The sequence below is a fragment of the Anoxybacillus sp. UARK-01 genome, from assembly GCF_002075365.1.
GTDB lineage: Bacteria > Bacillota > Bacilli > Bacillales > Anoxybacillaceae > Anoxybacteroides > Anoxybacteroides rupiense.
In genome coordinates this window covers 23,468-31,691 of the sequence record NZ_NASY01000058.1, presented here as the reverse complement: position 1 = coordinate 31,691, position 8,224 = coordinate 23,468, and the positions used below count along the sequence as shown (strand labels likewise).

The 8,224-nt window shown below is 43.5% G+C and carries 7 protein-coding genes, 12 tRNA genes and 1 rRNA gene; 1 reads left to right on the top strand and 19 read right to left on the bottom strand.

The features are described 5' to 3' along the window. The 14 genes from B6A27_RS18225 to B6A27_RS18160 all read right to left on the bottom strand — a co-directional run. A 16S ribosomal RNA gene (locus B6A27_RS18225) occupies positions 1–210 on the bottom strand; the annotation flags it as partial. Positions 211–306: 96 nt separating this feature from the next. Then, a tRNA-Gly gene (locus B6A27_RS18220) sits at positions 307–380 on the bottom strand. Between the two features lie 174 nt (positions 381–554). Beyond that, positions 555–631, bottom strand: a tRNA-Pro gene (locus tag B6A27_RS18215). A 2-nt stretch (positions 632–633) separates the two neighbouring features. After that, positions 634–710: transfer RNA gene (locus B6A27_RS18210), tRNA-Arg, on the bottom strand. Between the two features lie 57 nt (positions 711–767). Further along, positions 768–850 (bottom strand) — tRNA-Leu (locus B6A27_RS18205). Positions 851–863: 13 nt separating this feature from the next. Continuing rightward, a tRNA-Leu gene (locus B6A27_RS18200) sits at positions 864–948 on the bottom strand. Between the two features lie 6 nt (positions 949–954). Beyond that, a tRNA-Lys gene (locus B6A27_RS18195) sits at positions 955–1,027 on the bottom strand. Between the two features lie 22 nt (positions 1,028–1,049). After that, positions 1,050–1,124, bottom strand: a tRNA-Gln gene (locus B6A27_RS18190). A 24-nt stretch (positions 1,125–1,148) separates the two neighbouring features. After that, a tRNA-Asp gene (locus tag B6A27_RS18185) sits at positions 1,149–1,224 on the bottom strand. A gap of 22 nt (positions 1,225–1,246) precedes the next feature. Further along, a tRNA-Val gene (locus B6A27_RS18180) sits at positions 1,247–1,319 on the bottom strand. A 68-nt stretch (positions 1,320–1,387) separates the two neighbouring features. Beyond that, positions 1,388–1,459, bottom strand: a tRNA-Glu gene (locus B6A27_RS18175). A gap of 17 nt (positions 1,460–1,476) precedes the next feature. Next, positions 1,477–1,569, bottom strand: a tRNA-Ser gene (locus B6A27_RS18170). Between the two features lie 2 nt (positions 1,570–1,571). Next, positions 1,572–1,646: transfer RNA gene (locus B6A27_RS18165), tRNA-Asn, on the bottom strand. Between the two features lie 138 nt (positions 1,647–1,784). Beyond that, entirely contained in the window at positions 1,785–2,261 is a 477-nt protein-coding gene (locus B6A27_RS18160; protein WP_080862878.1) for a SprT family protein, read from the bottom strand. Positions 2,262–2,344: 83 nt separating this feature from the next. Between B6A27_RS18160 and cmpA the strand changes: the two genes are divergently transcribed. Beyond that, a complete protein-coding gene (cmpA, locus tag B6A27_RS18535; protein WP_139788175.1) occupies positions 2,345–2,470 on the top strand; it encodes a cortex morphogenetic protein CmpA in 126 nt (41 codons plus the stop codon). A gap of 251 nt (positions 2,471–2,721) precedes the next feature. On the opposite strand, the gene B6A27_RS18155 is transcribed toward cmpA, so the two are convergent. From B6A27_RS18155 to B6A27_RS18135, 5 genes are all read right to left on the bottom strand, one after another. Beyond that, positions 2,722–4,887: a Tex family protein gene (locus B6A27_RS18155; RefSeq protein ID WP_080862877.1), complete on the bottom strand. Its 2,166-nt coding sequence runs from the start codon at positions 4,885–4,887 to the stop codon at positions 2,722–2,724. A 128-nt stretch (positions 4,888–5,015) separates the two neighbouring features. Beyond that, the gene (gene ndoA, locus B6A27_RS18150) at positions 5,016–5,366 is read right to left on the bottom strand and encodes a type II toxin-antitoxin system endoribonuclease NdoA (protein ID WP_003253417.1); all 351 of its coding nucleotides are present in this window, start codon (positions 5,364–5,366) and stop codon (positions 5,016–5,018) included. A 4-nt stretch (positions 5,367–5,370) separates the two neighbouring features. Further along, a complete protein-coding gene (locus tag B6A27_RS18145) occupies positions 5,371–5,652 on the bottom strand; it encodes a CopG family ribbon-helix-helix protein (RefSeq protein ID WP_044741999.1) in 282 nt (93 codons plus the stop codon). A gap of 138 nt (positions 5,653–5,790) precedes the next feature. Beyond that, positions 5,791–6,960: an alanine racemase gene (gene alr / locus B6A27_RS18140; RefSeq protein WP_080862876.1), complete on the bottom strand. Its 1,170-nt coding sequence runs from the start codon at positions 6,958–6,960 to the stop codon at positions 5,791–5,793. A gap of 204 nt (positions 6,961–7,164) precedes the next feature. Further along, on the bottom strand, positions 7,165–8,178 hold the full coding sequence (locus B6A27_RS18135) for a LolA family protein (protein ID WP_044742001.1): 1,014 nt from the start codon (positions 8,176–8,178) through the stop codon (positions 7,165–7,167). Positions 8,179–8,224 lie beyond the last annotated feature (46 nt).

The window sequence follows — 8,224 nt, the reverse complement described above, 5'->3', positions numbered from 1 at the left end:
TTCAACTAAAGACCATGCGGTCTTCAGGGTTATCGGGTATTAGCTCCGGTTTCCCGAAGTTATCCCCGTCTTACGGGCAGGTTGCCCACGTGTTACTCACCCGTCCGCCGCTAACCAAACAGAAGCAAGCTTCTATTCGGTCCGCTCGACTTGCATGTATTAGGCACGCCGCCAGCGTTCGTCCTGAGCCAGGATCAAACTCTCCAAAAGAAAGTTGATTGGCTATTATCTTATTTCGGTTGACCATACCGAAATTTTTCGATTAACGCTTCGTTTTGTTCAGTTTTCAAAGAACATTATTTGGAATGGAGCGGGTGATGGGAATCGAACCCACGACATCAGCTTGGAAGGCTGAGGTTTTACCACTAAACTACACCCGCATAATTATCAAATTTTTTATTACAAATTTCCAATACCCTAATATACCATGCCTCTTCCTCTACCAGCTTATTCTAAGATGCTTTGTGCGTCGAGGCAACTCGTCGCCTATTCAATGATGTATCGCTCGTGGCTGAGGTTTTACCACTAAACTACACCCGCATATTCGATTCAGATGGTCGGGAAGACAGGATTCGAACCTGCGACCCCATGGTCCCAAACCATGTGCTCTACCAAGCTGAGCTACTTCCCGCATGGCGCGCTCGAGAGGATTCGAACCCCTAACCTTCTGATCCGTAGTCAGATGCTCTATCCAATTGAGCTACGAGCGCAAAATATAGCTTTTTAATTATACCAAATTATCTTTTTAAAATCAAGCATGATTTTTATGCGGCCGAGAGGACTTGAACCTCCACGGGGTTGCCCCCACTAGGCCCTCAACCTAGCGCGTCTGCCATTCCGCCACGACCGCGCAAAACTTTATATGGTGCGGGTGGAGGGACTTGAACCCCCACGCCGTGAGGCGCCAGATCCTAAGTCTGGTGCGTCTGCCAATTCCGCCACACCCGCAAAAAGTGAGCCATGGAGGACTCGAACCTCCGACCCTCTGATTAAAAGTCAGATGCTCTACCTGCTGAGCTAATGGCTCATATGTAAACCTATAAACCAAATGGCTGGGCTAGCTGGATTCGAACCAGCGCATCACGGAGTCAAAGTCCGTTGCCTTACCGCTTGGCTATAGCCCATCAATTACTAATAACTTTCAGTCATGGCGGTCCCGACGGGACTCGAACCCGCGATCTCCTGCGTGACAGGCAGGCATGTTAACCACTACACTACGGGACCTTAATTTATTCGTCGACCAAAATGGAGGATGACGGGATCGAACCGCCGACCCCTTGCTTGTAAGGCAAGCGCTCTCCCAGCTGAGCTAATCCTCCTAAAGCGAGCAAAAAGGGAGGTGATGTCTTTAAACAATCCCCATCGCCTCCCGACATATAATAAACGATGACCCGTACGGGATTCGAACCCGTGTTACCGCCGTGAAAGGGCGGTGTCTTAACCACTTGACCAACGGGCCAGCACCATATATCAAAGTGGCGGAGAAGGCGGGATTTGAACCCGCGCGCCGCAAAAACGCGACCTAACGGTTTAGCAAACCGTCCCCTTCAGCCACTTGGGTACTTCTCCAATGGCTCCGCAAGTAGGATTCGAACCTACGACCTACCGGTTAACAGCCGGTTGCTCTACCGCTGAGCTATTGCGGAATAAACATAGCGCATCTCATGTAACGTCTTTTATTATAGCGATGGTTTTCTCTATTGTCAATGACTTTTTCGGATTCGTTTAGCTTCATCGCTTATCAGCGACGGCTTTTATAATTTAACATACAAATATTATAGATGTCAACACCATTTTTCCAAAATATTTTCGATCATTTTTAATCGGCCGGTACATTTTCCGCAAACATATCGTTGCAGGTCCATTCTTTTTTTTCTCTGATATGTCAAGCCACATTGCAAGCAAGCATACATATAAAACTTCCGCTGTGCTTGATGCTTTTGATGAGGCAGATGCCGACAATAGCGGGGCGCGCCTACTTGAAGAAGCAATTCTCGAAAGTCTCGATCCCGATGCCGGTATCCTTTTCCCTCTAAATGAAGATGATAATGGCATAACTCATGCTTAATAATCAAAATGAGCTCTTCTTCACCAAACGCTTCATAATATTTAGGATTCAGCTCAATATTGTGGGAATGCAATAAATATCGGCCGCCTGTCGTTCGTAAGCGCGGGTTAAACAAAGCTTGATGCTGAAATGGTTTGTTAAAACATTGCAAAGATATATTTTCAACCAGCTTCTGTAATTCATTTTGCTCCATTTTCTTTTCACCTTCTTTAGCACAGGACGACTTCTTAATACATAGATTATATACTACCTTTTTTCAAAATGGAGGTATTTCCTATGCCGACATGGTTAAAAAATCAAATGCGCCGAGCTTATTATGAGAAAAATCGCTATCAAATAAAATTATTAAACCAGTGCTGGTTTTTCTACCAAAAGAAAGAGGCTATTTCAAAAAAGCGTTAATACCACTTATTGATAAACTGGAGATGGTAACATTTGTATCAATATAGAGCTTATTTTGAACGGTGTCCAGACAACGCCGCTTCCCAGAACTATCAACGGAACTGAAAGCGGCGTTGTTCAGACTTCGTCAAGCGGATGCATGACGAAAAGCTAAATATATGGACTGGCTTTCTAATGGTGGAGTTCTCCCCCGTTGGAAGCTGGATTTCAAGCTTCCCTTATTTTGCGACAAAAACATAATGAAAGCTTTTCTATTGCTCCAATGGAAGCATCGATAACGAAATCCTCCCTTTGGAAACATCGACACTTTCCACCCAAACCTTGACCACTTCACCTACCGCTACTACGTCAAGCGGATGCTTTACATATCGCTTGCTTAGCTTAGAAATATGGACAAGCCCGTCTTGCTTTACTCCAATATCAACGAATGCCCCAAAATCGACAACATTGCGGACGGTTCCCTCCAGCTCCATTCCTTTTTGCAGATCTTCCATTTTTAAAATATCTTTTCGCAGTAACGGCTTAGGCAATTCATCACGTGGATCTCGCTCAGGACGGATTAAGGCATCGACAATATCCTTTAGTGTAAGCTCTCCGATACCAAGTGTTTCTGCTGTTTCCTTTATCGGAATGGACTGTAAAGCCCGGCGAAGAGCATCACTGCCGATATCATCTGCCGTAAATCCAATTCCTTGAAGCAATTTTTTTACCTCAGCATATCGTTCAGGATGAATAGGCGTTCTGTCTAATGGCTCATTCCCATCTACGATTCGCAGAAAACCGATACACTGCTCATACGTTTTGGCGCCAAGCCGTGGAATCGTTTTTAGCTCATTGCGGTTTTTGAACTTACCTTGTTCTTCTCTTCTTTTGACAATATTCTCAGAAACAGACTTAGATAGGCCTGATACATATTGCAAAAGAGAAACAGAAGCGGTATTGACATTTACTCCAACTTGGTTAACAACAGTCTCTACCACAAAGCCCAACGATTCTTCTAGTTTTTTTTGCGAAACATCGTGCTGATATTGGCCGACCCCGACCGATTTTGGGTCAATCTTTACAAGTTCGGCAAGAGGATCCTGAACACGCCGGGCAATGGAAACCGCGCTTCTTTCCTCTACTTGCAAATCAGGAAATTCTCTCCGCGCTAAATCCGAAGCAGAGTATACGCTTGCTCCTGCTTCATTAACAATTAAATAAAAAATCTCTTGTGGGAGCTGTTTCAACGTATCAGCTACAAATTGTTCTGTTTCCCTCGAGGCCGTCCCATTTCCAACCGCGACCATTTGTACACCATATTCCTGAATAATACGCAACATTTTTTCACGTGCTTCATCCATTTTCGATTGTGGAGGATGAGGATAGATCACATCAATCTTTAATAGCTTACCTGTTTCATCTACCACGGCCAGCTTGCAGCCTGTCCGATAGGCAGGATCCACTCCCAGTACTATTTTTCCTTTTAATGGAGGTTGAAGCAAAAGATTGCGCAAATTTTCTGCGAAAATGTGGATGGCTCTTTCCTCCGCTCGCTCTGTGAGTTCATTTCGTATATCCCGTTCAATGGACGGTTCAATCAAACGTTTATATCCATCTTCGATCGCTTCAATTATATAAAAAGCTGCTTTAGACTGTGCATTCACTATTGTTTGAGCTTTCATATACTCTATAATATCCGCAACAGGCGCCTGAATAGAAATGCGAAGCACATTTTCTTTTTCACCGCGATTTAACGCTAAAATTCGATGAGGAACAATTTTATGTACCGGTTCTTCGTACTGATAATACATTTCGTATACATTTTTTTCATCTTTCTCGACCTCTTTTGCAGTCGATACAATGATACCTTTGTTCCAAGTCTGTGTACGAATCCATTGGCGAATAGCAGCGTTATCAGAAATCTGTTCAGCGATAATATCCTTTGCTCCTTGAAGTGCGTCATCCACTGTGTACACTTCTTTTTCAGGATCCATGAATGCTGCTGCTTTTTCTTCTGGAAGCGGGCTCATGGGGCATGTAAACAGCCATTCTGCTAGAGGTTCAAGACCTTTTTCCTTTGCGATGGTCGCTTTCGTTCTTCTTTTTTGTCTGTACGGCCGGTACAAATCTTCTACTTCTTGCAGCTTTACCGCTTTTTGAATCGCGCCTTTAAGCTCTTCTGTCAATTTTCCTTGCTCATCAATCAGGCGCAACACTTCTTCCTTCCGCTTTTCAAGGTTTTGCAGGTAGCTCCATTTCTCGAGCACTTCGCGAATTTGCACCTCGTCTAACGCACCTGTCATTTCTTTTCGATAGCGAGCAATAAACGGAACCGTATTGCCTTCCTCTGAAAGAGAAATCACATTGCGCACCTGCTGAACAGATAAGCGCAGCTCTTCAGCAATGATTCCGATAAGCGTTTCTGTAGTCACCAAAGTTCCTAACCCCCAACTATGTAATAATGGTCATTTTACCAAAAAATAAAAATAGCTACAAATGATGCAGCTATTTTCTACGGATTCTCCATATTCGAGCTATTTAGATAGACAGACCGTATTCCCCTTTAAAAATCAATGAGCCCTAGACTGATTTGGAGCGCCTCATCTACTTTATCCATCATTTCGTCATCTAAGTGCGTAATCTTGTCCGTGAGCCTTTGTTTGTCAATCGTACGAATTTGCTCTAAAAGAATGACGGAATCTCGTTCAAATCCATACCGTTTCGCATCAATTTCCACGTGGGTGGGCAATTTGGCTTTCTGGATCTGCGCTGTTATAGCTGCCACAATAACTGTTGGACTAAACCGATTTCCGATGTCGTTTTGAATAACTAATACCGGACGCACGCCTCCTTGCTCCGAACCAACTACCGGGGAAAGGTCCGCGAAATAAACGTCGCCACGCTTAACAATCAAAGCATTACCCCCCGCTAACTAAACGTTCAACGGTATGGTCCGCTTCATATTCCGCAAGAAACGCTTCCGATGCAATCGACAAGTTGATTTTCGCCATTTCCATGTAACCGCGTCTCATCGCCTCGCGAATGTGCCGCTTTTTTCGTTCACGAATGTACATTTTAGTCGCTTGGTAAATGAGGTCGTTTCGATTACCGTTTTCTTGCTTGACAAGACCATCTAACTCAGTCAACAATGCTTGGGGTAAGCGAACGACGATTTCTGTTGTTGCGCTCGATTCAGACATGAACATACACCTCCAGGAAACTATAGCCAAATAGTCCGCTCCCATTTATAATACTTACTCCCACTTTATAATATCATTAAACAAGGGAGATGCAAAGCCAAATTCGGTTTTCTCTGGCGATGACAGAGAAATTTTTATTTATGAGCAGCCGTTGCCATCTAAAACAACATTTCTCACTTCCATTATACTCTTCTTTTTTAAAAAAATACGGGGAACGCGATAACTTATTGTACAAGGGATCTCGTAGCTGATCGTTCCTACATACTTGGCCACATCATCTATTGTTACCTGAGCAGCTTCTTGCTTGCCGATCAATGTGACTTTCGTGCCAACCGGTACTTGTTCCGGCAGACGAATCATCATTTGATCCATGCAAATCCGCCCTACAATCGGCACCTTTCTTCCATTTACGAGCACATGGAAGTTTTGCAATTTTCTGATCCATCCGTCTGCATATCCAATCGGCACCGTTCCAATCCATTCTTTCTCTTCCGCTGTATAGGTGGCGCCGTAGCTCACTTTTTCCCCTGGGCGCAAGCATTTTACATGAACAATGCGGCTATGGAGCGAAAACGCTTCCTTTAATGAAAAAGGCAAGAGCGGCTTCATGTCTATCGAAGGAGACAAACCATACATCGCAATCCCGAAACGAACCATATTGAATACTTTATCAGGGAAGCGCAAGCTTGTCGCGCTGTTTCCACAATGGACCCGCTTTGGCAAATAAGGGAGCCATTCAAGCATGCGTAAAAATTTCTCGTATTGAAATGAAAAGTATTGTGTATCTAATTCATCGGCAGTGGCAAAATGGGTGTATACTCCTTCTAATAAAAAAAACGGATGCTCTTCAATCATCGCAACAATTTGTTTTGTTTCTTCTTCCTCTTTCACGCCAATTCTGCCCATTCCGGTATCCATTTTTAAATGAAAAGAAACCGGCTGTTTCTCTGTAAACAAATTTTTGGCTTTTTCCAGCCATTCTTTCTGAAATACGGTGAGCGTAATTTGTTCGCGAGCGGCTAAGTTAATGTCTTCAGGGCGAACCGCGCCTAATACAAGGATCGGGGCGCCCACTCCTTTTTTTCGCAGCGCAAGCGCTTCATCTAAAAAAGCTACGGCCAAATACGAAGCCCCCGCTTCCAACGCGGTTCTGGCCACTTGGACATCGCCATGCCCATACGCATTCGCTTTCACAACAGCCATAATTTCTGTCTGCTCTCCTAAAAAGGCGCGCAATGACGTAACGTTATGGAAAATAGCATCCAAATCGACTTCCGCCCAAGTGTCTCTATGAAACGAATGTATCATCGTGCAGTCCACTTCCTCTATTTCCAGTTATATAAAAAATTATTGTCTTTTATTTTTATGATGTCAACTAAAGATATTTTTAACCATGGGGTCAGATAAAATCGACTGACTTTGTTGGCCTTGTAATCTAGCAAAACACCGCATGATGGAACAAAAATAATAAAAAAACAGGCTCTCTTGAATTTTTGAGCCTGTGCATTTTTTCTATTTCGCTTCTTTTCCTTGGACAGACTGAGCAATCATCACCATTTCGTCCTTTGTTAAGTCTTCGGAAGCGATCATAAATTCAATTCCTTTATATGTCCATGTGAGTGAATGATCTGTGAGTGCCCCGATAGCAAATCCTAAGTCCACTGGCTCACCATTGACAAGTGCGGATGAACCGAATGTCGGTAAGGCTTGAGCTGCCTCTTGGATAAGAGTAAATGATTTTTTGCCGCCAAACGTCATAATCACCCGTTTTCCGTCCTTCGTTGCGATTTCCTTTTCGTCGATTTGTTCAACACCTGTCGGCATGTTAATCGGGTACATTACTTCCGCAGCTTCATTTTCCCCTTTGGCCATCGTCGGTACTTCTAAACGTGCTCCTGTCATATTTTTCGTTGTATCAAATGCGTTTTTGTCAAATTTCTTATTAAATTCAATTTTGGAAAATTGTACAGTAAGCAATGCTTTCATATCCGTATCCATCACTTTGACTGACACAGGAGCTAAGTCCTTTTTGTTTAAAGTAATTTCTTGCTTCGGAATCACTTGACTGTTTGGATAATTCGTTTTCGTTTCAAACACATAGTGATCGCCTTTCGCTTTAAAGCTTGCTTTTTTGTCGCTTAAAATATCCTTCACTAACGATTCATACAAATATGCTTGGCTTGTGTTTTTCGGCCAATCGCTTTGGAAGCGAAAGCTTTTGTTCAACGCTGGAGTAATCACAAAAACCCCTTCGTCGTTGCGTAAAATCATCTGATTTTGGTTTTTCTCGTCATTTTTTAAACTCACGCGGTAATAATGTGGTTGCTTATACCAAATTTCTACATCATACACTTGCGGCTCCGCTCCCGTCTTGAGCGTTAACTTGGCTGTGGCTTGGTAGCTGGAGACTTCGTCCATTTTTTCATCAAGCGCTTTAACAACATCTTCTTGTGATTTCGCACCGCATCCTGCTAGCCCCAAAAGCAGAACAATGCCAAGCAATGCGCTAACCAAATGTTTCCTCATTTTTTCAACCCCTTTGTCTCATATCAACATTAGGAGCATGACTCCT